Source organism: Deinococcus indicus (genome assembly GCF_002198095.1).
Classification (GTDB): Bacteria; Deinococcota; Deinococci; order Deinococcales; family Deinococcaceae; genus Deinococcus; species Deinococcus caeni.
The window spans coordinates 95,359-117,283 of sequence record NZ_NHMK01000020.1; the positions used below are offsets into that span (position 1 = coordinate 95,359).

Annotated in this window: 35 protein-coding genes; 5 read left to right on the forward strand and 30 right to left on the reverse strand. The window is 67.6% G+C overall.

The window, feature by feature from the left end:
- Nucleotides 1–137: 137 nt before the first annotated feature.
- Nucleotides 138–1,325, reverse strand: a complete 1,188-nt coding sequence (locus CBQ26_RS13270) for a hypothetical protein (RefSeq protein ID WP_143342105.1) — start codon at nucleotides 1,323–1,325, stop codon at nucleotides 138–140.
- 71 nt (nucleotides 1,326–1,396) lie between these two features.
- On the opposite strand from CBQ26_RS13270, the gene CBQ26_RS13275 reads away from it, so the two are divergent.
- The 4 genes from CBQ26_RS13275 (at nucleotide 1,397) to CBQ26_RS13290 (ending at nucleotide 4,146) form a co-directional block, all read left to right on the forward strand.
- Nucleotides 1,397–1,897, forward strand: a complete 501-nt coding sequence (locus tag CBQ26_RS13275; RefSeq protein ID WP_088249106.1) for an LEA type 2 family protein — start codon at nucleotides 1,397–1,399, stop codon at nucleotides 1,895–1,897.
- A 40-nt stretch (nucleotides 1,898–1,937) separates the two neighbouring features.
- The gene (locus tag CBQ26_RS13280) at nucleotides 1,938–3,188 is read left to right on the forward strand and encodes an amidase (RefSeq protein WP_373297122.1); all 1,251 of its coding nucleotides are present in this window, start codon (nucleotides 1,938–1,940) and stop codon (nucleotides 3,186–3,188) included.
- Nucleotides 3,185–3,619, forward strand: a complete 435-nt coding sequence (locus tag CBQ26_RS13285) for a hypothetical protein (protein WP_088249107.1) — start codon at nucleotides 3,185–3,187, stop codon at nucleotides 3,617–3,619. The genes CBQ26_RS13280 and CBQ26_RS13285 overlap by 4 nt, the downstream gene beginning before the upstream one ends.
- A gap of 68 nt (nucleotides 3,620–3,687) precedes the next feature.
- Complete coding sequence (locus CBQ26_RS13290) at nucleotides 3,688–4,146, forward strand: hypothetical protein (protein ID WP_088249108.1); 459 nt, start codon at nucleotides 3,688–3,690, stop codon at nucleotides 4,144–4,146.
- A gap of 160 nt (nucleotides 4,147–4,306) precedes the next feature.
- Here CBQ26_RS13290 and CBQ26_RS21930 read toward each other — a convergent pair whose 3' ends face one another.
- The 27 genes from CBQ26_RS21930 to CBQ26_RS13410 all read right to left on the reverse strand — a co-directional run bounded on the left by CBQ26_RS21930 (nucleotide 4,307) and on the right by CBQ26_RS13410 (nucleotide 19,435).
- Nucleotides 4,307–4,459 carry a hypothetical protein gene (locus CBQ26_RS21930; RefSeq protein ID WP_172418073.1) on the reverse strand — a complete coding sequence of 51 codons (153 nt, stop codon included), beginning with the start codon at nucleotides 4,457–4,459 and terminating at the stop codon, nucleotides 4,307–4,309.
- Nucleotides 4,460–4,487: 28 nt separating this feature from the next.
- Nucleotides 4,488–4,697 carry a hypothetical protein gene (locus CBQ26_RS13295; RefSeq protein WP_088249109.1) on the reverse strand — a complete coding sequence of 70 codons (210 nt, stop codon included), beginning with the start codon at nucleotides 4,695–4,697 and terminating at the stop codon, nucleotides 4,488–4,490.
- Between the two features lie 3 nt (nucleotides 4,698–4,700).
- The gene (locus CBQ26_RS22215; protein WP_088249110.1) at nucleotides 4,701–5,177 is read right to left on the reverse strand and encodes a transglycosylase SLT domain-containing protein; all 477 of its coding nucleotides are present in this window, start codon (nucleotides 5,175–5,177) and stop codon (nucleotides 4,701–4,703) included.
- 495 nt (nucleotides 5,178–5,672) lie between these two features.
- Complete coding sequence (locus CBQ26_RS13310; protein WP_088249112.1) at nucleotides 5,673–6,644, reverse strand: hypothetical protein; 972 nt, start codon at nucleotides 6,642–6,644, stop codon at nucleotides 5,673–5,675.
- Complete coding sequence (locus tag CBQ26_RS13315) at nucleotides 6,634–7,758, reverse strand: hypothetical protein (RefSeq protein WP_088249113.1); 1,125 nt, start codon at nucleotides 7,756–7,758, stop codon at nucleotides 6,634–6,636. The genes CBQ26_RS13310 and CBQ26_RS13315 overlap by 11 nt, the downstream gene beginning before the upstream one ends.
- Nucleotides 7,755–9,254: a hypothetical protein gene (locus CBQ26_RS13320; protein ID WP_143342107.1), complete on the reverse strand. Its 1,500-nt coding sequence runs from the start codon at nucleotides 9,252–9,254 to the stop codon at nucleotides 7,755–7,757. The genes CBQ26_RS13315 and CBQ26_RS13320 overlap by 4 nt, the downstream gene beginning before the upstream one ends.
- 9 nt (nucleotides 9,255–9,263) lie before the next feature.
- Nucleotides 9,264–9,728, reverse strand: coding sequence for a hypothetical protein (locus CBQ26_RS13325; protein WP_088249115.1), 465 nt, complete (start codon nucleotides 9,726–9,728; stop codon nucleotides 9,264–9,266).
- Entirely contained in the window at nucleotides 9,728–10,015 is a 288-nt protein-coding gene (locus CBQ26_RS13330) for a hypothetical protein (protein WP_088249116.1), read from the reverse strand. The genes CBQ26_RS13325 and CBQ26_RS13330 overlap by 1 nt, the downstream gene beginning before the upstream one ends.
- Nucleotides 10,012–10,215, reverse strand: a complete 204-nt coding sequence (locus CBQ26_RS13335) for a hypothetical protein (RefSeq protein ID WP_088249117.1) — start codon at nucleotides 10,213–10,215, stop codon at nucleotides 10,012–10,014. The genes CBQ26_RS13330 and CBQ26_RS13335 overlap by 4 nt, the downstream gene beginning before the upstream one ends.
- Before the next feature lie 23 nt (nucleotides 10,216–10,238).
- Complete coding sequence (locus CBQ26_RS21935) at nucleotides 10,239–10,397, reverse strand: hypothetical protein (RefSeq protein ID WP_172418076.1); 159 nt, start codon at nucleotides 10,395–10,397, stop codon at nucleotides 10,239–10,241.
- Nucleotides 10,398–10,405: 8 nt separating this feature from the next.
- Nucleotides 10,406–10,855 carry a hypothetical protein gene (locus tag CBQ26_RS13340; protein WP_088249118.1) on the reverse strand — a complete coding sequence of 150 codons (450 nt, stop codon included), beginning with the start codon at nucleotides 10,853–10,855 and terminating at the stop codon, nucleotides 10,406–10,408.
- Nucleotides 10,852–11,247, reverse strand: coding sequence for a hypothetical protein (locus CBQ26_RS13345; protein WP_088249119.1), 396 nt, complete (start codon nucleotides 11,245–11,247; stop codon nucleotides 10,852–10,854). Before CBQ26_RS13345 ends, CBQ26_RS13340 begins: the two co-directional genes overlap by 4 nt.
- Nucleotides 11,244–11,882, reverse strand: coding sequence for a hypothetical protein (locus CBQ26_RS13350; RefSeq protein ID WP_143342108.1), 639 nt, complete (start codon nucleotides 11,880–11,882; stop codon nucleotides 11,244–11,246). The genes CBQ26_RS13345 and CBQ26_RS13350 overlap by 4 nt, the downstream gene beginning before the upstream one ends.
- A 3-nt stretch (nucleotides 11,883–11,885) precedes the next feature.
- Nucleotides 11,886–12,149, reverse strand: coding sequence for a hypothetical protein (locus CBQ26_RS13355; protein ID WP_088249121.1), 264 nt, complete (start codon nucleotides 12,147–12,149; stop codon nucleotides 11,886–11,888).
- Nucleotides 12,149–12,358, reverse strand: a complete 210-nt coding sequence (locus CBQ26_RS13360) for a hypothetical protein (RefSeq protein ID WP_088249122.1) — start codon at nucleotides 12,356–12,358, stop codon at nucleotides 12,149–12,151. The genes CBQ26_RS13355 and CBQ26_RS13360 overlap by 1 nt, the downstream gene beginning before the upstream one ends.
- A gap of 137 nt (nucleotides 12,359–12,495) precedes the next feature.
- Nucleotides 12,496–13,269: a hypothetical protein gene (locus tag CBQ26_RS13365; protein WP_088249123.1), complete on the reverse strand. Its 774-nt coding sequence runs from the start codon at nucleotides 13,267–13,269 to the stop codon at nucleotides 12,496–12,498.
- On the reverse strand, nucleotides 13,269–13,751 hold the full coding sequence (locus CBQ26_RS13370) for a hypothetical protein (RefSeq protein ID WP_088249124.1): 483 nt from the start codon (nucleotides 13,749–13,751) through the stop codon (nucleotides 13,269–13,271). Before CBQ26_RS13370 ends, CBQ26_RS13365 begins: the two co-directional genes overlap by 1 nt.
- Before the next feature lie 38 nt (nucleotides 13,752–13,789).
- Nucleotides 13,790–14,173, reverse strand: a complete 384-nt coding sequence (locus CBQ26_RS13375) for a hypothetical protein (RefSeq protein ID WP_088249125.1) — start codon at nucleotides 14,171–14,173, stop codon at nucleotides 13,790–13,792.
- Entirely contained in the window at nucleotides 14,173–14,472 is a 300-nt protein-coding gene (locus CBQ26_RS13380; protein WP_088249126.1) for a hypothetical protein, read from the reverse strand. Before CBQ26_RS13380 ends, CBQ26_RS13375 begins: the two co-directional genes overlap by 1 nt.
- Before the next feature lie 17 nt (nucleotides 14,473–14,489).
- On the reverse strand, nucleotides 14,490–15,209 hold the full coding sequence (locus CBQ26_RS13385; protein ID WP_088249127.1) for an ATP-binding protein: 720 nt from the start codon (nucleotides 15,207–15,209) through the stop codon (nucleotides 14,490–14,492).
- A 1-nt stretch (nucleotide 15,210) separates the two neighbouring features.
- Nucleotides 15,211–15,375, reverse strand: coding sequence for a hypothetical protein (locus CBQ26_RS21940; RefSeq protein ID WP_172418077.1), 165 nt, complete (start codon nucleotides 15,373–15,375; stop codon nucleotides 15,211–15,213).
- Entirely contained in the window at nucleotides 15,372–15,977 is a 606-nt protein-coding gene (locus CBQ26_RS13390) for a M23 family metallopeptidase (protein WP_172418078.1), read from the reverse strand. The genes CBQ26_RS21940 and CBQ26_RS13390 overlap by 4 nt, the downstream gene beginning before the upstream one ends.
- Nucleotides 15,970–16,548 (reverse strand): hypothetical protein, encoded by a 579-nt coding sequence (locus CBQ26_RS21945; protein ID WP_172418079.1) that lies wholly within the window; start codon nucleotides 16,546–16,548, stop codon nucleotides 15,970–15,972. The genes CBQ26_RS13390 and CBQ26_RS21945 overlap by 8 nt, the downstream gene beginning before the upstream one ends.
- A gap of 493 nt (nucleotides 16,549–17,041) precedes the next feature.
- Nucleotides 17,042–17,830, reverse strand: coding sequence for a hypothetical protein (locus tag CBQ26_RS13395; RefSeq protein ID WP_088249129.1), 789 nt, complete (start codon nucleotides 17,828–17,830; stop codon nucleotides 17,042–17,044).
- Nucleotides 17,830–18,231, reverse strand: coding sequence for a hypothetical protein (locus CBQ26_RS13400; protein WP_088249130.1), 402 nt, complete (start codon nucleotides 18,229–18,231; stop codon nucleotides 17,830–17,832). The genes CBQ26_RS13395 and CBQ26_RS13400 overlap by 1 nt, the downstream gene beginning before the upstream one ends.
- On the reverse strand, nucleotides 18,231–18,611 hold the full coding sequence (locus tag CBQ26_RS13405) for a hypothetical protein (protein ID WP_088249131.1): 381 nt from the start codon (nucleotides 18,609–18,611) through the stop codon (nucleotides 18,231–18,233). The genes CBQ26_RS13400 and CBQ26_RS13405 overlap by 1 nt, the downstream gene beginning before the upstream one ends.
- Before the next feature lie 164 nt (nucleotides 18,612–18,775).
- Nucleotides 18,776–19,435, reverse strand: coding sequence for a tyrosine-type recombinase/integrase (locus tag CBQ26_RS13410; protein ID WP_244898043.1), 660 nt, complete (start codon nucleotides 19,433–19,435; stop codon nucleotides 18,776–18,778).
- A gap of 167 nt (nucleotides 19,436–19,602) precedes the next feature.
- Here CBQ26_RS13410 and CBQ26_RS13415 point away from each other — a divergent pair, with 167 nt between their 5' ends.
- Nucleotides 19,603–20,670: a GTP pyrophosphokinase gene (locus CBQ26_RS13415; protein ID WP_088249133.1), complete on the forward strand. Its 1,068-nt coding sequence runs from the start codon at nucleotides 19,603–19,605 to the stop codon at nucleotides 20,668–20,670.
- Between the two features lie 38 nt (nucleotides 20,671–20,708).
- On the opposite strand, the gene CBQ26_RS21370 is transcribed toward CBQ26_RS13415, so the two are convergent.
- Nucleotides 20,709–21,002: a JAB domain-containing protein gene (locus CBQ26_RS21370; protein WP_143342109.1), complete on the reverse strand. Its 294-nt coding sequence runs from the start codon at nucleotides 21,000–21,002 to the stop codon at nucleotides 20,709–20,711.
- A gap of 103 nt (nucleotides 21,003–21,105) precedes the next feature.
- Nucleotides 21,106–21,903 carry a hypothetical protein gene (locus CBQ26_RS13420; protein ID WP_088249134.1) on the reverse strand — a complete coding sequence of 266 codons (798 nt, stop codon included), beginning with the start codon at nucleotides 21,901–21,903 and terminating at the stop codon, nucleotides 21,106–21,108.
- Nucleotides 21,904–21,925 lie beyond the last annotated feature (22 nt).

A 21,925-nucleotide genomic window follows, 5' to 3' on the forward strand; every position in this document is an offset into this window, starting at 1 on the left:
GTCAGTATCCCGTCCGCCCTCATGAGAAGGGGGCCGCGCGCCTGATGGGAAGTTCATGCTCGGAACGAAAAATGCGCTGCTGGACACAGTCGAGCGGTCCAGCAGCGGCCAGCGGCTCCCCCGGCGGGGGCGGACCCTCAGGGCAGCGGCAGGGTGTACCCGACCCGCACGCCGAAGCCCGCCTGCCCCTGCCGCGTGCGTCCGGCGCTGGCGTCCAGGGTCAGGGTGCCGCTGCCCGCCGGGAGGCTGGCGCTCAGGCCGGTCCTCAGCGGCGAGCTGACCGTCCGCCACGGCTCGTAGGCGGCGTACAGGCGCACACTGCTGCCCTCGCCGATCAGGTCCGGCGCGGACAGACTGCCGGTCACGCCGAAGGTGTTCAGGCCCGCCAGGGCGTCCACGCCCACGCTCAGGCCGCTCTCGGCGGCGTAGGTCAGGCCGCCGGTCAGGCCCAGCACGTCCCGCCCGGCCAGCGCGCCCGCCCGCCACGTCAGGGTGCCGGTGGGTTCGGTGTCCGGCAGGGTGTCGTCCATACCCAGGGGATCGGCGTCCGGGGTGTCGGTCGCAGGGCCGGCCGGATCGGCGGCGGCGTCCGGAGGGGCAGCCTCCGGGGCAGCAGTCTCAGGGGCAGCAGTCGGGTCGGGTTCTACCGCGTCGGGTTCTGCTGCTTCGGGTTCCGCCGTGACGGGGCGCGTCAGGACGCGGCGGCCCTCCACGCCCACGCTCAGCTGCGGTTGCGCGCCCAGTTCGCCGCCCACCACGGCGATCAGGTCACGGTCCACGCGGTAACGGGCGCCCAGTGAGGCGTTCCAGCCGCGTTCGCGCAGGTCTGCCGGGGCCTGCGCGAACGCGGCGAGCGGGTCCACGTCCGTGACGGGCGCCGTGAAGTACGCGCCCGCGAGGTTCAGCGCGACCGGCCCCACCCCGGCGCTGGCGCGGCTGTCCAGGCGCACGCCGCCCTGCCAGGTCACGGCGAGGTCCGTGCGGGCCGTCGCGGCGCCCAGCGGCGGCAGGCTGAGGCTGCGGGCGTACCCGACCTGCGCCGCGCGGCTGCCCACGGCGGCCGACACCTGCCCGCCCAGCAGGTCCAGTTCCGACACGCCCACGCGCCCCCACAGTCCGGCGTCCGGGGCGCGGTACGACACCCCGAAGTCCAGCGTGGCCGCCTGCGCGGACGACACGAGCAGCGCCGCGCCGAGCGTGGCGGACAGCGAACGGGAACGGCCGGAACGGGGTGCGGGTCGCATGCGGGCAGCGTAGCGCAGCGGCCCGGCGGCCTCCAGCCCCGCTCCCTTCACGACTGGCACGTTCACGCCTGTCCCCTTCATGCCTCCGCACCCGCGCCGAAGCTGACGCGCCCGGTCAGGTTCCCGCCTGCGGGGCGGGGTAGCCTGGGCCCATGCGCCTGCTGCCTGCCGCCGCCCTGAGCACCGCCGCCCTGTCCCTGAGCGCCTGCGCGCCCCTGCAACAGATCGTGCAGGTGCCGCAGGTGCAGGTGCAGAACGTCACGCTGACCAGCCTGACGCTGCCCGGCGGGTTCGGCAGCGCGCCGGTGGCGAACCTGAGCATGACCCTGGAGGTCACCAACCCCAACCCGCTGCCGCTGCGCATGGCGAACATCGCGGGCGCCCTGATCATCGACGGGGCGGCCGTGGGGGACGTGTCGTTCCCGAACGTCGACATCGCGGCGCGCGGCGTGAGCACCCAGCGGGCGGACCTGTCCATTCCGGTCACGCTGAACACCGCCGCGTCGTTCCTGAAGGTCGCGCGCGGCCAGCTCGTCACGTACCGGGTGGACGGGGGGTTCACCGCGAACTTCGGGCCGCTGGGATTGCAGCAGTTCGGGCCGTTCACGCTGTCGCAGGGGCAGTGGAAACAGGCGCCCATCCTGCCGTTCTGAACGCCTGGGCAGGACCGCGCCGGGACGCTACGCTGTGCGGGTGACCGATCCCGCCCGCCCCGACCACCGCACCCCCACCACGCCGGAGGCCATCAGCCCAGACGCCAGCGACCCGCAGCGCGCCTGGGCGTTCCGGCCCGCGTCTCCCCTGCCCGGCGTGCCCGGCGGGCCACTGTCGGGCCTGACCTTCAGCGTGAAGGACCTGTTCGGCGTGCCCGGCTGGCCGCTGCACGCCAGCACCCGCGCGCCCGTCCCGGACCCCGGCCAGAGCGTGCTGGTGCGCCGCCTGCTGGACCTGGGGGCCAGCGCGGCCGGCAAGACGCACCTGCACGAGATCGCGCTGGGCATCACGGGCGCCAACGGGTTCGGCGGGACCACGCACCCCACCCGGCCAGAGTGCGTACCGGGCGGCAGCAGCAGCGGCGCGGCCGTCAGCGTGGCGCTGGGACAGGTGGACTTCGCGCTGGGCACTGATACCGGCGGCAGCATCCGCGTGCCGGCCGCGTGGTGCGGCGTGCGGGGCTTCAAGCCCACCAAGGGACACGCCGACTGGAGCGAGGCGGGCGTGCTGCCCCTGTCGCGCACCTGCGATCACACCGGGCCGCTGGCCGCCGACCTGCGCACCATCATCCGCGTCCACGAGGCCCTGACCGGGCAGTCCGTGCGCCCGCAGGACTGGACGGGGCGGCGCGTGGGCCTGTGGCTGCCGGACGGCTGGGTCACGCCGGACGTGCGCGCCGCCATGATGGGCGTGGCGGGCACCCTGGAGGGCCTGGGCGCGACCGTGACGCCCGTGGACTTCCCGGAAGTGCTGGACGCGTACTCGCCCATCGTGCTGAGCGAGGCGGCCACCGTTCACCGGGACGCCCTGAACCTGCCCGAGCCGGGCTTCCTGCCGTTCACACTGGCGGCGCTGCAGCAGGGCGCGGCCCTGAGTGCCGACGAGGTGCAGGCAGCCTTCGCACGCCGCGCCGCGTACCGCGAGAGGCTGGACGCCCTGCTGGGCACCTTCGACGTGCTGCTGGCCCCCGCTGTCCCCACCCCGCCCCCCCTGATCGGGCAGGACGAGGTGGACCTGCCGGGCGGCCCGCTCCCGCTGCGCCGCGCCGTGCTGCGCCTGACCGCGCCGTTCAGCCTGCTGGGCGCCCCGACCGTCGCGCTGCCCACCGCGCACCACGCGGGCGGCCAGCCGTTCGTGGGCGTGCAACTCGTCGGGCGGCACGGGCAGGACGACACGCTGCTGGCCCTGGCCCACGCACTCGACACCGCCCCCGCCACGGAGCCTGCGTGAAACGCGCCGCCCTTCCACTGGCCGTCCTGCTGGCCGCCTGCGCCCCCGCCACGCAACCCGCCGCGCAGCCCGTGTACTCGTACGCGGGCGAGGCGCGGTTTCTGCTGACCCCGCAGAAGATCCGCGTGACGTACACCGTGGACCCCGTCACGCACGAGGCGCGCGGCGAGTACCGCAACCTGACCAGCGGCGGCACCTTTATCCTGCGCGGCACGCAACTGCCCAGACCCGGCGGCGCGGCCACCCTGACCGCCACCATCGACCCCGGCGACACGCCCCGCCTGAACGCCAGCCTGCTGGGCTTCGGGGTCAGCAACGTGCCCCTCAGGGCCAGCGGCCTGCTGAGCGCGGCCGTCACGGACACCCTCCTGAGCGGCACCCTGACCGTGAGCGGCGTGAAGCACAACGTGACCCTGCGCGCCGAACGCTGACCCCCTCCGCAGCGCATCAGGCGCACGGCATCAGGCCCGCTTCATGAGGGCTGCGTACGCTGCGGCCCATGCGCCGCCACCCCGCCCCCCTCACCCTGACTGCCGCCCTGCTGCTCCCGCTGGCCCTGAGCGGCTGCGCGTTCGGCGCGTACTTCCCGCCCACCACCTCCCTGGAACGGCAGATCAGCGGCGTGTACGAGGGCGTCGGCGTCGGCCCCACCGGACGCGTCCCGTACCGCCTGACCCTCGGCCTCGTCGAACGCGACGGACGCGCCAGCGGCAGCCTCGTGAACCTGGAGAGCCGCAAAGTCTACGCCGGAAGCGGCCCCTTCAAACGCCTCGTGGACGGCACGGAACTCACCCTGAAGCTCTACGAGAACGGCGCGCACCGCGCCAACCTGTACCTCGTCCGGCACGACAAGGACGGCACCGTCACCCTGAACGGCCACCTGCGCACCGTCCTCCTGGGCCGCGAAGCCCTCGGGTACACCCTGCAACTGCGGCCCATCCCGCCAGCACAGCCCTGAACCCCCTCCCCAGCGCGCCCACGACGCTGCGCTAGACTGCCCTCCGACCGCCCAGCGCGACACAGCGGGCAGGCAAAGGCCCCGGAATCCATCCGACCGGCTGAGAGGAGAGACACACATGAAGGCAATGATCGTCACCTACGGGTGATCAGTCGCTGCATCAGTGTTTGCTGATCTTGACCCGCGCCGCATCCTTGGCTTTCATGCCTTTGATGACGGCGTTTTTCACGGTCTGGGCAGCAGTTTTGCTGGGCAGATTTGCGGCGTAGGTCTGGGTGAAGGCGCCTTGCTTGTACTCGACTTTGTAGGGCATGGGATTCTCCTGGGAAGTGGGGGTGGGTTCAGGCGCGGGTCCAGCTGGTGACCAGCTGGTTCAGGCTGCCGGTGACGGCGTGCACGTCGCCGGCCACCTGCGGGATGTTGCTGCCGGCCCAGAAGTTCTTGTCTTCCAGGCTGCGGCTGAGTTTTTCGGCGATGATCACGCTGCCGGCGAGGATGGCCAGGGCCACCAGGCCGCTGCCGATCAGGACGGTCTGTTCGGTCTTGTTCATGGGTCAGCTCCCCCACCAGGCGGTGGTCTTCAGTTCCGGGTGACGCTGCGCGATGGCCAGGACGGTCGCTGAGTACGGGCGGGCGCCTGGGCAGCCGAGTTCGGCGCGTGCGACGGACAGGGGCGTGCTGCAGGTGAGTTCGCCGCGCTTGTACTTCTGCCAGTTGCCGCGGCCCATGCCGTAGTGCCGCAGGGTTTCGCGGACGCTCCCTGAGCATTCCGGGTAGGCACTCCGGAGCCACTTCATGTACCTGAGTCCCGCGCGAATCTGCGCGGCTGGTGTGGTCATGGGCCACGCGGCGCCGACCTGCTGCGCGGCAATGGGTGTCACCTGCAGGGGACCGGTCGCCTTGCTGCTGGGATTCACCGCCGTGAGCTGAAGGCTGCTTTCGGCGTACGCGTGACCGAAGGCTAAATCGAGCGGGTACCCCTCCTCGGCACAGACGGTCACGAGTTGAATGGCCAGGGTGCGGGTGGCCACTGGTGACAACCGGCGGGCCGGTACTTCCCGCAGGATGGCCGCCTCACACCGGTCAATCAGTGACGGAGCACTTCCTGCAGGCCGGGGGACGGCTGGAGTACTGGTGTACGGGGCCGCAGGTCCCGCTGGTTGAGGCGTGATGGCCACCGGCGCTGAGCGTTGCGTGACGATCCGCTGCGCGAGGACCGCGCTGACCAGCAGCGCGCCGCCCGCGGCCGCCACGCGGATCTGCTGGCCCCTATCGACGTCGCTCTTCACGATCTTCCGTTCCGGACAGGCCACGGGGCCGCAGGCGACGACCGCCGCGCAGATCCCAGCCACCCCCGACGAACCAAGCGCAGGCGTTGAGATCCTGGTAGTTGGTCACTGCCCCTTCGACACTCCCCGCTACATGGTTGGCACTGCCACTGCTGCGCGGCGCCACCCCAGCCGCCAGCACCGGCACGGGCACCGGGGCGGGCTGCACCAGCTCAGCAGGCACCGCACCGGGCGAGATCACGCGCGCCCCCACGTCACGGACGGGCCGCGCAGTGTGAGGCGGTCAAGGTCGGATTTCACGAACTCCTGCCCCGGATCGAACGACCAGACCCAGGCGTGCCGGTTGTAGTAATCGGTGGCGCACAGGATCGTGACCGCCACAACCGCGCCGTTGTACTGGGACGTATCCCAGCTGTACGTCTGCCCCTGCCGCGTGTAGCTGCCTGCCACGTAGGCCGGGGAGCTGCCCGCGTTCGGGCTGGTGTACGTGCCGCCGTCCAGATGGCGCCACAGGTTGTAATCCGACGTGCGCCACTCGGCGCCCCCCTGAAGGGTCATGCCGTTCTGGAGGCCCCCGAACATGCCGGAGGGCATCTGCGCCACCATGATCATGTCCACGATTTGCAGGTCGCCCGCGTGATCCCCCACGCCGCACAGGTGATACGAGCCGGTGCGCGTCCCTACGCCGTCGATGGTGACAGCGCCAGCCGTGCGGGCGGTCGGGCCGACCGTGATTTGCAGCGTGTACGTGAGGCGCAGCTTCTGCGTGCTGTCCTTGCTGATCACGATGGGATTCCCGTTCGCGTCCCGGAACAGTTCACGCACGCTCAGGTTCCCGGCACCGTTCGGCCCATAGCCCCATTCGGTCAGGTTGCCGTTAGCCTCCTGGAATCCGAACTCGCGCTCCAGCACGTAGTTATAGACCCCCTCAGCGGTGCGGGTGGTGCGGGGGTAGCTCACGCCGATCTGGCGGGTAGTCGCCAGCGGCGCCGCGAGGCCGGTCTGGGTGACAGCGGGCGCGGTGCTGCCAGTGCCGACGTGCGCCACGTCCACGGAGCCGCGAATACCGTAGGCGGCGTAGTAGTCCAGGCCGCTATTCAGGATGAGGTTATGCTGCTCCCCTTCTTTCAGGATCAGCCCGCCCTCACTGAGCAGCTGATAGTGCAGCCAACCTTCCACGGTCACGTTCACGGGTTTGTCATTGAGCATTGAGGGAGCCTCCAGTCAGGCCGGACACGGTGCCGCGCACCGCGTCAGGGCCACGAGAAACGACGATCACAGCGCGCACGAGGGCGCCGGCAGCCAGGCCGGATACGGTGCCGCGCGCTGTGTCCGGGCCGCCCGTGGTCACGATCACAGCGGGGCGCAGGGCGCCGCCCTGGAGGCCAGTCACGGCGCCCTGAGCGCGGTCAGCAGGTACAGAGAGGATCAGAGTCGAGGGCACCAACGCCCCACTCTCCAGGCCACCCACGGCGCCCCAAGCGTGACCGTCCGCCATGCTCACGCGGCGCGTGACAGGCATCAGGGCGCCACCACTCAGGCCGGACACGCGGCCCCGTGTCTGCCCGCGCAGATAGGCCGGGTACAGGCCAGAGCGCAGCGTGAGGGGCGCGCGGGCCGCCTCGCCTGCCGCCTGCCACGCCAGCGGGCCGGGAATGATCTGGTCGAGCACCGCGCCGTCCGGCACCGCGTCCACCACGGCCGCCGCGACGGCGTAACTGTCCCGTTGATGCCGTGCGACCAGCTGCGCGCCGTCTAGGTGCATCAGCACCACGTCTGACACACTCGGCTCCCCGTGGAGGACGGCATCACACATCAGCAGCGGCTCACGCCCAGCCCACGGCCCGCGCGTCACGTAGGCGTGCACAGCCGGGTTCCACTGACGCACGTAGATCCGTTCATCCCGCTCCCAGGCGAACACCGGACGGGCCGCCTGATCGAACGCCAGCGCGACGTGCCGCACGTCCACCAGATCCCCCAGCGCGTCAGGGTCGGAACGATCCACCCACACACCCGCGCGTGCTTGGTACAGGCGCGGGCCGCCTTTGTACAGGCCCAGCGCCCAGCGCCCGCCGTACAGCTCGGCCAGCGTGCCGCCCCCAGGCTGCCCCAGGTGGTACGGGCCAGCCGACACCACCAGCTCCGGGCGCAGGGTGCGCCCTGTGCGCTTACTGACCACCACGCCGCCCAGCTGCGCGGCCGTGCCGGCGGGGAGGATGCCGTCCCGCTCCTGGTCACGGATCACGGCAGGCGGCAGGGACGCCCAGGCCGCCCGCTCCAGGCTCAGGCCCCACCAGACGCCCCAGGACGCGCCGTAGCTCACTCGCGCCACTCCTGCCAGCGGTGGACGGTGATCGGCGCCGGTTTCCCCAGCAGCCAGCGGCGGCCCGGATGCGTGAGGATCGCAAACCGCCAAGACGCGACCGCCGGGTCTACCCAGCCGGGGAACTGCTGCTCCAGTGTGTGCAGCAGCTCGCCCGCCTCGTTGTAGAGCCGGTGGGTGAGCGTGAATCCGGCCGTCGTGCCGCCCGTGCCGAACTGCACCCGCGCGTCCCGGCGCGTCATCTCCAGGCGGCACCGCTCGCCGCCCCGGACGCCGAACGACCACAGGTTGTCATCCCGGCGTGGGGGGTGTATCAGCGTCAGCACGTTATCCACGCGGCCCAGACTGTCCTGATAGACAAGCGTGGCGTTCTCTCCGGCGTAGCTGCCCCCCGTCATGTTCAGGAGGTGCGGCAGCTCGTCATGCAGGCGCGCGTCTGGGTAAGCAGTCGGCAGGAAGCTGACCTGACCGCCCCAGGCGCGCACATCCGGCGTGTCATCCAGGCTGAACTCCAGCACCCAGCGGGAGGCCAGCGCACCGGACGGCCCGAGAGGCGCCGCCGTGCGGATCAGCTGCGCGCCGGCGGTGCGCGCCTCCGTGGCTGTGGTGGTCAACGTGACCGGCACGGAGAGATCCAGGTCAAACACCACGGCGCCGGTACTGCTGGAGCCGTCCGGCCACACTGAGGAGGGCGTCAGCGCCGGTATGTGCGCCGTGAACCCGCCGGCCACCGGGTAGGCGTTCACGTCTGCCGTCTGCCCGCCGCCCAGGTCAGCGCGGGCGCGCGGCGTCCGGAGCGTCCAGCGCAGCGTGTAGGCCCCACCGGGCAGGACGCGGCCCACCGGCAGATCCAGCGCGGCCACGTCGGGGAACTCCGCGAATGTCGGGAAGGGGCCGCCCAGGAACACCTCCACTTTGCGGCTACTCAGCACACGGCCGCCCTTCGGTGCCGCGTCCAGCAGCTCCGCCACCGTGGCGCCGTCCGGGCCGATCAGCGCGAGGTCATAGCGGGTGTCGGCGCACTCCAGGCGCGAGTAACTGCCGCTGCCGCCGCTGCCGGCCGCGCCGTAGGTGGTGCCGCCCAGGCGGAAGAGGGCGGAGACCCGCGCGACGTGCGCGGCGCCGGGAAGATCGACCAAGAGAGAGTGGGCGGCACCGGCCGCCGGGAGACCGCCAACAATCGCGCCGAACCGGAAGTCGCCCGGTGTGTTGGGCGGGAAGGCGGACAGCAGACTGCGGGGGCCGGTCAGGGGCGTGCCCTGGAGCGTCCAGCCGGTGTCTGGTTGGTTGGTCGCGTACTGCGCGGCCGCGTAGGTGTAGGGACTCAGGGCCGCCGGGGACAGCAGCACCGCGCGCAGGTACTCCTCGATCGAGTCGAACAGGTCCACGTCTTGCCCCTCAACGAACGGGCGCGGCCCGGCAGACAGCAGCGCGGACAGCGTGTCGGCTGTGAGGCGTTTGTCGAATGGGGCACCAGGTTCAGGTCGTCGCAGCATGGCGTTCCCTCACTGCATGTACAGCTGGTAGGTGGCGGGACCGTCCGGGCCGGCGTCGATAATCACCTTGCTGATCAGGCAGGTCAGGGTGATGGTGGTCGACGGCGGGACGGTGTGGCTGGTGCTGGCCTGCCCGCCGAGTCCGACGAGGGTGACCTTGAAGGCGCTGTCGCCGAGGTTCGCGTAGAACCCGCGGGAGACGGCGCGCCCCTGGTTCAGCGCTTCGACGTCCACTTCGGCGCGGCCGTCCGTGACGGCTTCGACGATGACAGGCAGACTGCTCAGGCGGCGCGGGGCAATCCGGGCGCTGTCCTGCACGTCCACCACGCCGAACTCGAAGGCCAGGGCGCGCTGCTGCGCCTGGGTGGCCTCGCGGGTGGCTTTCGCTTCCGCGTAGAGGTGGGCGAGGCAGTTCTTCATGTCGTCCAGGCCGGTCTGCAGCAGGGGAATGTACTTGGTGAAGTCCGGGAACATCAGCAGTTCTCCGTGAGGCGCTGGTAGAGCCTGGGGGCCAGCCAGTGCAGGACGTCCGGCAGGACCACCAGGGCAAACCCGATGGATCCGGCGACCCAGCTGATGCCTGTGCCGGCGTGCAGGTGGTGGGCCACGACCGCCACCAAGTACAGGAACCCGCCCAGACCCTGACTCCATTCGGCGTAGTTGCGGGCGGTGCCGGACAGCACGAAGAGCACGTTGCGGGCGCAGTAGGCCAGCACCAGGGCATAGACCAGGGTCAGGATGATGGAAACGAGCAGGTTCATTCTTCTCCTTGCTGTTCAGGCGCGGATTTTTCCTTGCGCCGGTTCAGGACTTCCGGGACTCCCAAGGCGGCGGTGATCACACCGCCGAGGAAGAGGCTCCAGGTGCTGTCGAGGGGCGCATTGCGCCAGATGCTGTTGCCGGCGAGGGCGAGCATGATCACAACGACGGCGATGAGCAGCAGGCCAACAGGTCGTTGCATTGGGCTCCTGACAGGTGAGGGGGTTATTTCGTGCCGCCGCAGCCACAGCCGCAGTCGGCTTTCTTCGGCTGGCGCGTTTCGATGAGGCGCATGGTGAGGACCACGACGCCGTACACGAGGAGGGTGCCCACGGCGGTGTACGCGCCCTGGCGGATGAGTTGGGGTCCGGTTCCTTCTTTCATGGGGTCACCTACGCTTCGAGCGGGGAAGTTCTGACGACATCGAGCCAGGCCTGCCGACTTCGGTCGAGCGGCGCGACGTCCGTGCGGAATTCCTGGTACACGGGCTGTATGGAGTGGCCGGGTCCTGAGCGGTCCTTCAGTTGGTCGACCAGCAGATCACGCACCGACGGAGGGGACGCGGGCGGGTTGGTCTGCCCCACGACGGCCCACGGCAGGTCGGTCAGTGGGATGGGGGGCGCGACGGGCATGATGGTCATCCGGCCCGGCTCCGGCGCGAACGGCATGGGGGCCGGCGCGGTGACGATGGGTGCCGTGGTGACCGGAGGGGTCGGAGATGGTGTGGACACCACCGGGTTGGGGGTGAGCGCGGCGCTGTTCCTGCGCAGCAGGTAGGACACGCCGGCCGCGCCCGCACCGACGGCCGCCAAGAGCAGAGCGGTCGACACGAGGGTCTTCACCGCTTGTACCCCACCCCGAAGCTGCTGCCGGCCGTGCCGGAGCTTCCGCCGGCTGGCGTGAAGGCAGTGGCCGGGTCCATGGGGCTCGACGTCGCCGGGGGCGTGGTGTACTGGCCCGCGTACTTGTCGGTGAGACTGGGACCGTAGTAGCCGCCCGAGATGGGCGCCAGGGGATTGCCGGGCAGGATCCCGTTCACCCAGCGGTCCACGAGGCTGCCGTACCCGTGGAAGGCCAGGCCGTTGTGGACGCTGAAGTCCGGGGTCTTCTCCCAGAAGTTCACGGGCTCACCCGTCTCCCCTTCCGGGGTGGGACGGAGCACGACGGCGGCCGCGACGGCCACCAGGGCCGCGATTCCGCCCGCGATGAGCAGTGTGGTGTTGCCTTTGGTCATGTGGTCCTCACGGCGACGGGCTGCTTGATGACGCCCAGGTCGCGCAGGTTGGCGATGAGGCTGAGCTGCTGGCTGTTCAGTTCGCTCAGGCGCGTCAGGAGGGGCCGCTTCTGCGCCTCGGTGCGCGCTCCCCACTCGCTGGTGACGGCCGCGCGGATCCGGGGTTCCATGTTCCCGTTGTTGCAGCGAGCCGCCTGGGTCAGCCACGCGCCGGAGTTCCTGCAGGTGGCCCACTCGCGGTCAGCGACGCTGGCCAGGAACGTGGGATCCACCGGCTGCCCGTCGATGACGTTCAGCTGGTCGGTGAGGCGTTTGATCTCGTTGTGGGCGGTGGCGAGATCCCGTTCCAGCCCGCTGATCTTGTCGGCCCGGCGCCACGCTTCCTCACGGGCGCGCTCGGCTTCCAGGGCCTGCTGCGCGCTCCAGCCGGCGTTGCTGCTGCCGACGGGAACGACCACGCCGTTCCCGACTGGGAGGGTGTTTCCGGAGGGGGCCGGGGCGGGCGTCGCGACAGTGGACGGAGCCGGTGCATCCTGGCTCTTCTTCACCAGGACGAAGCCACCCACGGCGGCTCCGGCGAGGATCAGCATGCCCAGGGACACGCTGGCGGCGACCATGACTTCACCTTGCTTCACACTTCACCAGTCCTTCCTGACGCCGGCGTACGCCCAGCCGGGGCCGATGTAGCTGTAGTCCACGGGGCCGGTGTCGATCAGGCCCGTGGGGGCGTACCCGGTGGCCACGCCGACACTGACGGGCGGCAGGGTCCTGTTCGCGCCGGCAGGCAGTGTGACGGGCGCACCGGGAGCCGCAGGACGATTGCGGGGCAGGGAGGCCACCAGGGCCACCCCGCCCGCGGTCAGGACGCCCAGCAGGGCCACGACCAGGACGGGGCGTTTCATCAGGCCACGGCCTTGTACGCGACGAACCCGGCGACGAGGACGCCCACGCCGATCAGGGCGTAGGTCATGACCTGCCGGGTGGATTCGGCGGCCAGCCGGTCGCGTTCCAGTTGCGCGTTGGTGGCGGCCGCCTGGGCGTTCGCGGCGGCCGTTGCCGCCTGCGCTTTGGCCGCGCCGGTTCCCGTGACGGCATCGACAATTCCGACCACGGGACCTGCGAGGGCACCGACTGCTGCGAGCCATTCCATGTTGCTCCCTGTCCCTGTGTTGAGAGGCTTGTGTTCACCCGCAGCTGCCGCCTGTTCGGCGTAGGCGCGGGTGGCCTGGTAGCTGACGCCCACGCGCCTTAGAGCGTGCCGCCGCGCAGTTTGAGTTCCGCCTGCGCGTTCAGCTGCGCCGCGTCCAGCACGCGGATGGGCGTGTCGAAGACGGGCAGGCTCAGTTCGTGCTGCGCGTACCGGTCGAACACGATGGGCGTCCGGCTGCGCACGGCGAGTTCCAGACGGAACTGCGGGGGCAGCGGGTACTCGCGGCCTTCACTGCCGAAGGTAGGGGCGCTGCGGGCGTTCGTCTGGTCGGTCTCGTGGATGGAGCGCAGCGCGCCGCCGAACAGCTTGGCGCTGGCGACGTCGCTACCCAGGGGCCGCACGATGCGCAGTTCGAACTCACCGTCACCGGTGGTGAAGTACACGGCCACGCGCGTGGCGTTGCCGGGCCGGTCGACCGTGACGGTCCCGGCCGCCCAGTCCACGGCCGCCACCGGCGCGGAGAGCCAGGTGGTGCCGCCGTCCGCGCTGGTGTACGCCAGGACGTCCGGGTGGTAGGAGTTCGGGAACGCCGCGCCGGGCCGCGGGGACCTGATCAGGGCGTGCCCGGCGGCCGCTAGGTCCACGACGAACGCACCGGCCGCCGTGCCGCCGGCGACACCCACTTCATGGCGGCCCTTCAGGTAGAAGCGGAAGTTCTCGCCGCCCCGGAACAGCAGCAGGTGCCCGAGCGGGCCGTCGAAGTACGCCACGGCACTCTGCAGGCCGAGGACCTGCTGCGCCGGCTTCAGCCGGTCGGCGGTGAGGCTGAGGCGCGCGGCGGTGGCCAGCGCCTGGAAGGGCATGCCGGTCATCAGTTCAGCTCCTCGAAGTCCACCTGGAAGAAGCTCTTGCCCCAGTCCACGACCTGGGGACCCTCGACGTAGAACAGCAGCTCGTGCGCCTCGGGGATCTCGATGCCGGGGCCGACGTTCAGGTCGGTCTGCCCGATGATGGTGGCCTTGAAGTCCTCGTTGCGCTGCTGGGTGGTATCCATGTCGTGCCACACGCTGTACGGCAGGGCGCGGTGGAACTTGGGGAACTCGTCGGCCGGGCCACGCGTGGCGACCAGGAGCTTGCTGGCGCCGCTGATCTTGTTCCCGGCCGCGTCGCGCAGGTCGAGGATGATGTACGTGCCGGTCACCAGGGCGTTCCGCACCATGTTCTGGTTGTGCAGGCGGTACAGCGCGCCGCGCGGGACGGTGATGCGGGCCACGGGCGTGCTGGTGCTGGCGACGTTGGCGGTCAGGGTCACGATGTTGGGGTTGCTCTGGCTGGTGATGCTGGTTTTACGCATGCTGGTTGCCTCCTGGCAGAGATGGCGGTGGGGGAACTTCAGCGGATCGCGGGGAACACGTCCTGCAGGACATGCGCCATGGCGACGGCCGCCACGCCCAGGAAGGCGTACTGCGCGTTGCCGTTGGGGACGTACTCGATGCCGGCCACGCACGCGACGACGATGCCCAGGCGGGCCAGCTGACGGTTCATGCCCAGCTGGGGAGCTTCCGCGCCGGCCTTGCCGTCGGCGTCCGGGGCGTAGAACTTCAGGCGGCCGCCTTCCAGGCTGGCCACGCCGAACGTGTCGCGCATGCCAGTCCACAGCTGCTTTTCCAGCACGGCGCCTGCGGCCGCGCCGGCCGCGGTGGACAGGACACGGGGATCGGTGAGGGTTTCAATGATGTTGCCGTCGGGTTTACTGAGCCACTGCTGTTTCTGCATCACGCGTTCTCCTTGAGTGTTTCGATGGCCTGCGCGGCGAATTCCCGCCGCACCAGTGCCTGGATGAGTCGCCGCACGGCCGCCCGCTGTCCCCAGTCGACGAGCGGCAGATCCATGTACTTCCCGATGACGGGAAGCACGTGATCGACCGCCTCGAGGCGGGGCATCACGAGATCCAGCGCGAACTCCTCGCGCTCCGGCCCGTCAGCGCCGGGCAGGGCGTTCCAGGCGTGCTCGATGCCCTCACGGGCAAGGACCTTGGCCTGCTCCCAGATGTGCTTGAGTTCCTGCTGATTCATGCGCCCTCCTTCCCTGCTCAGGCGGCCTGAGCGACGCGGCCGCCCTGACCGTCCCGCCGGATCACGACCGTGCGGCCGCGCTTGCTGTCCCGCACCGCGTACTCCGGCGGCTGCCCGTCATCCGGCCGGGCGAACGTCTCCGGATCCGGAATGGACGGGAACAGCGCCTGAATGCGCCGCCGGTCGTTGAAATCGGTCATGTTGAACACGACCAGGACGTTCACCTGCTTGATGGCCAGGTGCGAGAGCGTTTCGCCTGTGGTGCTCTGCAGGGTCTGCGTGATCTTCACCAGGTCGAAGCCGAACTTGCGGCCCTCGGTTTCCAGGCGGGCCATCGAGGACGGCATGCTCTTCTTCGCGAGGAACAGGTGCGTCTCGTCGTAGACGACCAGGCATTCGGTCACGTCGGTGTTGTACTGGCCCAGCAGCCACAGCGCCTTGCCCAGCGTCTCCAGAAAGGCCTTGCAGTTCTCGCCGGCGGCCACCTCGAAGAACACGCGGCGGTGGTGGCGGATCAGCCCGGCCAGGCCCTCGACGTCGTACGTCTTCAGCTGCTCTTCCTCGCCCACGTACTCCCGGTGGGCGCAGTGCCGTGACAGTTCCTCGGTGGTGTTGATCATCACCAGGTGGCGGTACCGGCCTTCCAGGGCGGGCAGCAGATCCTCGTCCACCCAGTGGCTCTTGCCACTGCCGGAAGATCCGCAGATCAGCATGTTCAGGTACCCGCGGCCGGCCATGTCAGCTGTCCCCGTCGCCCTCGTCCAGCAGGTCGCGCACCAAGTCCTCGTCCGCCTGCACCACGATCACGGTGGGGCGTGGACGCTCGAATAGCCCTTCGAAGATCTTGATCAGGCCGTAGGCGGCCAGGGTCGTCAGGACGATGTGTTCCAGTTGGTCTTTCATGCGTGGGCTACCTTCTGTGTGACGGGGTTCAGGGCGCTGCGGGCGTTCAGGAAGGCCAGCGGGTCCTGGAAGTACTTGCGAACCAGGGCTTCTTCGACGGGATCCAGACCGGAGAGGGGCGTGCGGACGCCACCGGTGGCCGGGTTGTGAGGGTTGAAGCGCGGGTTGGGCAGGGCGAGTTTGATGACGTCCCAGTGCAGGTGCACGTTGTCAGTGCCGCTGTCGCCCACGCGCCCGATCTGCTGCCCGGCGGTCACGACGTCACCGGCCTTCACGTCACGGCTGTACAGGTGCGAAGAGCGCGTCCACACGCCCAGCGCGGGGTGGTGAATCAGGACGTTGTGCCCGTAGCCGTAGCGGCTGGCCGTGGGTGTGCTGCTGACGACTACGCCATCCGCCATGGCCACGACCTTCAGGCCGACCGCACTGGTCAGGAAGTCCAGACCGGTGTGGTACCCGTAGCCGTGGCGGTAGGTCTTCAGGGCCGCGTGACCCATGAACTTGGGGCCGATCCGGACGCGGGACAGGTCCACTGGCCAGAACAGACGCCCGGCCGGGGTGGGGGTGGACGGGTCACGTTTGGGGGGGAGGGGTTTAGTCACCACCGCCTCCCGTACCAGTTCCGCTGAAACCGATATTTGTCGTCTGAAGAGGAGTGCCGAGGCCAGCGCCAGCGAACCCACCAGCAGCAGCTTCCGCTGCTTCTCCGGCGGGATCTCCCTGAAGTTGATGGGGGACATACTTGCTCCTGGTGGTCTGAATGCCGTACCCCAGGACCGCCACGCCCAGCGCCACGCTGAGCCATTCGGGCATCTTGCCGCCGCCGGCAGTCATGCCGTAGGCGGCGAGGGCGTTCGTCAGGCCGCTCATCTGCACGCCCAGCTGCACGATGGGGTTCGACTTGAAGTCGTTCTTGTACGCGTCCGCTAGGCCGCCCGGCAGCCCGAAGGCGGAGAATTCCGCTACGACCCCGATGATCTGTTCGGGAGTCATGGGCGGCGCGTCCGGCTCCGTCTCGGCCTCGGTAGGTTTCGCGGGTCCGGAGAGGGCGACGTCGCTGAGGGTTGGAACCGGGCCGGTAACTTCCGGCGCGAGCGGAGGCGGGGCGTCCGGCATCGGCGGGGGCGGGCCGGGCGGCATGAGGTCCTGCGGGGCAGTGGTGGGGGCGGTCATCTTGAACCTCCGGCGGTCAGCCATGACGCGGCCGGGGCCGGCACGGAAGCGGGAAGGATGGGTGAAGTGGAGGGTGTGGACGCGCGCGCTCCCTGGCCTGCCGGTACGGGATGACCCGTGACCGCGCGGCGGTGCCTCGTGGCTCCCGTGAGGACCAGCAGACCAGCGGCGAGCGTGCCACCCAACGCGACCAGAAACGCTGGTTGTTTCAGGCTGATCCCACGCCGCGGAGGGCGCTGTGGGTCAGGCTGTGTGGGTGGAGAGGGTTGGGATGGAATGGGTGGGGGCGTGGTGGCCACCAGGGGGGCCGCCTCGATCAGAGACCGGGTGAGGGGATCGAGCCCCGTGAAGGGCTCCCCTGCCGGCGCAGTGACAGGCGGCGCAGGAGTGGACGGGGTGGGAACAGGCGCGGCGGGAGTAGCCGGGGCGGCCGGGGCAGCCTCGGGCGTGGCCGGAGCCTTCCGGCCGGACAGACGATCAGGATTCATGGCCATCAGGTCCCCCTCCCGGCCTGCAGGTACTTCAGGAGCAGCACGCCCGCCACGCAGGCGGCCACGACAGCGACCGGGTTGGTGCTTGCCGTCTTCACGGCCTTCGTCGTGACGGCTTTCGTGGTCTGGACGGTCTTGGCGGTCGCAGTCTTGGTGGCCTGCACGACCTTCGTCGTCGCGGTCTTCGCGGTCTGCGTGACGGTCTTGGCCGGGGCAGCCTTGGGCGCGCTGGTCGTGCCGGCAGGCTTGGGCGCCGGGGTGGGCGCGGGCGCAGGAATCGGCTTCACGCCGGTGCTGGGCGCAGGAGTGCTGGGCGTCTGGTAACCAGGGGCCACGGCGCCACTCGACACGAACTGCTGATACCCGACCGACTTACCCAGCGACCGCAGTCGTGCCGAATCGTTCCCCAGCGCCAGCGGTAGCACGCCAGGAATGCGCCTCAGGACCCGCTCGTACAGGTCCTGTGTCAGTGCACCCGGCTTCACGGACGTCACGGCCATCAGGCACCAGAACGAACCGCGGGCACTGTCGTACCCCTTGCGCACCAGGTACGCACCGCCCGGCTGATCCAGTCCCGTGGAGGGATTGAGCGTGCTTGTTCTCGGGAACTTGAACGCGAACCTGGACCCCAGGATGGGCGCGTGCTCCAGCGTGCCGATCACGGCGCCCCACGACCTGGAAGAAGTGGCCAGGGAACGCAACGGCAGTTTCTCGACCCCGAACAGCGGGACCTCCACCCGGTACAGGCCCTTCTGCAGCGGCGCTTTGCCCGCCACGTCCTTGAAGCTCATCAGTCCTTGGCCCGCCGGCTGATGTTCTTCGTGCTGCCGTCCGCATTGGCCAGCGAGCGGCTGGCACTGCTTCCCGCGCTGTAGAGATCCTTGGAGGTCTCCACCGCTTCATGGGTCCCGGCGCGCACCTGGGCAATGACGAACACCGTCACGAACCCGATGGCCGCAATGCCGAACAGAGACGACGGCTTGTTCACCGCGTCATTAATGGTCTCCGCTGTCGTGGGCGGCTTCGAAGGCTCAGGCTGCCCGCCCTGCGCCGGCGTGGCGTTCTGCGCCGCGGCCGCGCCGGACACACCGTTCGTGACGTCCGCTCCCGTGAGATCGATACCGAACCCCTTCAGGACAGACGGAGCGAACAGCGCACCGATGATGATCTGCAGCAGCATGGGGATGGCCATCAGCTGACCACCACCCAGAGGAACGCAACGCCCGTCACGGGGTCGTACCCCTTCCGCGGGTAGTACTTGAACCCGGCGGGTACCTTCGCCAGCGGCGCCTGCTTCGTAACGCCGGCGCTGTCCGCGTAGAAGTTGCCCGAGGGGAACCGCAGGTTGGTGACTCCCTTGGCCTTCAGGGCAGCGTTCATGGCGGGAATAGCCACACGGTCCCAGAAGGTCTTGCTGCTGAACACGAAGGCCGTGGCCTTCTTCATCACCGGACTGGTGACCTTGAACTGCAGCTTGGCGACCCCTTTACGCAGGGTTTCGTTGCTCCCGACCGGGACCGTGTACAGCCCGGCCGGAGCCTTCGCGTTGGTGCTCGTGGCGGTCATGGTCATGCCGCCTGCCCGCCTTCAGAGTTCACTCGCATCGAGGAGGGTCATAGCAGGGGCTGCAGGACGATTACGACAGGGATACTTGATGTGGCACCCACTGAGGGATGCCACTTCTTTGCCGTGCTGAACAGGGTTTATGAAGGCGTCTTAATACTTTTTTCGACCCTCTATTTCAGGGCCTTCATGTATGACTCGCCCATGTTCCGCACACTGGTTTCCGCGTAAATCTGCGTCGTCGCGATCCGCTTGTGACGCAGGAAGCGCTGCACCTGGTCAAGCGGCATGCCCGCATCGAGCAGGATGGTGGCCACACTCGCCCGCAAGCGGTGAGGCGTGACCTGCTTGTCGATCCCGGCCACCCGCGCCGCCTCTTTCACGATCTTCTGCACCATGCGCGGCGTGTAGGCGTCGTGCCGGTTGCTCTCGAACAGGTACCCGACGGCGCGGCCGCCGAGGTACGTGCGCAACTCCTGCGCCAGCGCCGGCAGGACCGGCACGTACCCGTCACTGCCTCCCTTCGCCACGGCAATCCGGATCTGTGGCGGTTCCAGGTTCAGGTGCAGGTCACCGGGTGTCAGGTTCACCAGTTCACTCACCCGTGCGCCGGTATAGAACAGTGTCTTCACCAGCAGGCCGTACCGGGGGGACTGCCGGTAAGCCGCATCGATCAGCGCGTCGATCTCTCCCCTGTCCAGCCGCTCGACCGTCCGCTGCCGCTGGCGGGGCGGCGTGAGCTTCAGTTCCTTGCGGGCCGCCTCGACCACGTGTTTGGTCTGGTCGTACGTCAGGTGGTGCCGTCGCCACAACCTGGCCATCTCGCGGGCCACATCCGCCAACGGGACAGAGTTCGCAGTGTCTGAGTGACCACGAACTTCGCCCCGTTTCTGCCCTGTCTCACCGACCGTCATGCCCCCATTCTACGGGGAAAAGTTCGCAGTATGAGCATTAGGCGAAATCCCAAATCGACTTTGCAAATGTGCGTATTGTTGAGTGCATGCCACTACTCACACCTGAAGAGATTCCAATAATATACAAAAAGCATATTGACGATTTTACTCTCCTTGAGGCCACAGTTAAATCGCTTCTATCAAATTTAATATCCGCAAAAGGCCACAAGATCCATCTAATAACATCTCGAGTAAAAACTCTGGAGAGCACGACGGAAAAAATAACTAGAAAAAATAAATACTCCTCTTTAGAAGACATGACCGACATAATCGGAATCAGAATCATAACCTTCTTCGAAAAACAGGTCGATGAAATTGCCGAAATAATAGAAAGAGAATTCGATATAGATGAAGAGAATTCAATAGACAAGCGTAAATCTATAGATCCAGAAAAGTTCGGCTACCTCTCATTGCATTACGTAGCATCCATAAACCATTCCAGAATGTCTATGCCTGAGTATCAGCATTTAACCAAGCGAAAGTTCGAAATTCAGGTTCGATCAATATTACAGCATGCTTGGGCAGAAATAGAACATTCGATTGGATATAAGAGCCGCGATGATGTTCCACGAGAGATCAGAAGGACATTTTCACAAGTAGCAAGTCTGCTTGAGGTCTCCGATAAAAACTTTAATGACGTTGGTAAGCAGATATTAGAGTATAAAGAAAAGGTTAGAAGAGAAATTAACATAGATGCCAATGGCATTAAACTAGATAAGGTCTCTTTAGACGAATTGAAAAACAACTCCTCCTTCCAAGAATTAGAAGATAGGATTGCGAATGAATTTCGATTCACGGTGGTTGAAAACGCGGGCAATATCAACACGCATTTAATTAATGAAGCCGGATTTAAAAGTATTGGCGAATTACTTGGTTATCTCGCCCGCAACTTTGATAAAATTAAAGAATACCATAGGATATATGATGATCCCTCCAACTCCGCTACTTACTTCAAACCTAGAGGATTCACTATAGCAACTATGTGTTACCTTAAGCTGGATGAGCAAAATAAACTGGAAAAATATTTCCACGAATCTCCATTACCAAAAAAGTACGGCAAGCTAGCCTTGTTAAATAGGCAGAGAATAGTTGAAAAAATTAAAAGCCTGAAATAGCGAATCGCTCCATAAATACAAAAAGATAGCAATCTATTTCAACCCAGCCTACAACTCACTTCAAACAACACATCCAACTTCAATGCCGTTCCCTTGCTGATCCCAGGTCGGTGCATCATTCCGGCGCCCTCACCGATTCGACTGAAATGGCCCAGTTCGCCTATCTCCTCGAGCACACTGGCGGCCGCCGTGGGGTTGCCGAGCAGGATAGTCAGCAGTTCCTGATCGCTGAGCGATTCAACCTTCGTGGGGGTGCGCTTGCTGTAGATCCGGTTGAAGCGGGCCGCACCGGGATTCTTGATGGAACGCTTCTTAGTGTGGGTGCCACTCAAAGTACTTCCTCCACGGTGAAAAACGAAGTCACAGGATGCCCAAGAAGGGGCCTGCGAGAAGCAGCGAGGGGTACAGCAGGGGGGCAGAACACGTGGGTGCCACTCACAGGCTCACCCCGGCGGCTTTCGCTTCCTTCCGCAGCTTCGCGGCCTTGATGGTCAGGCTGTGGATCCGCTTGCGTTTCGCCTCTACGGACTTCGGGGTGCGCGCCGTCTTCAGGGCGAAGCGGGCGGCCTGCAGGTCCGCCTGGATCTTCAGGTGGTCGGACTGGATGGCGGCCGCCGACCGGTGCTTCCGGGTGGCAGCCTTCGCCTTGCGCGTGACGGCCGCGCGTTTCGCCTTGTCGCTGCGGTGGGCGGCGTGCATCTCCTGACTGTGCTGGGCCGCCTCGACCTGGCGCATGATGGCCTGCCCCTCTTCGGACATGAGGCCATCGGCGAGGTCGTCTTCCAGGGCACGGAGTTCGGCGGTCCCCAGTTCGCCGCGGCGGTGGGCTTCGCGCGCTTCCAGGTACTGCACCTTGTAGCGGACGGGGACGCGCATGCCGGTTGCCTCGTCGCGTTTGAAGGTGCGGGTGATGACCATGCCGTCCTTCGCGCCGGCGCGCGGCCGCGCCACCTTCAGGCGCAGAGGCGTGCCCTCGTTCGGTGACTTCACGAACTTGCCGGTACGGGAATCCTTCCAGCGGGTGGTGACCACCTGAATCGGGTAGATCCGGCCTCGACCGCCGGGCCGCGCGGCGGGCGTTCCCTTCCCTCCCCCACTGCGGGAGGTCCAGCCTTTCCCGGCGCGCTTCACGCCCGGTTCCTGCGGTTTGCCCTGCACGTGTACAGGGGGCTGCTTGGAGCCTTTCAGGACCTTCGCGCGGGCAGGTTTCCGGGTCTGATCGTCAGTGGTCATGCAGTGCCTCCAGTGCGTGTGA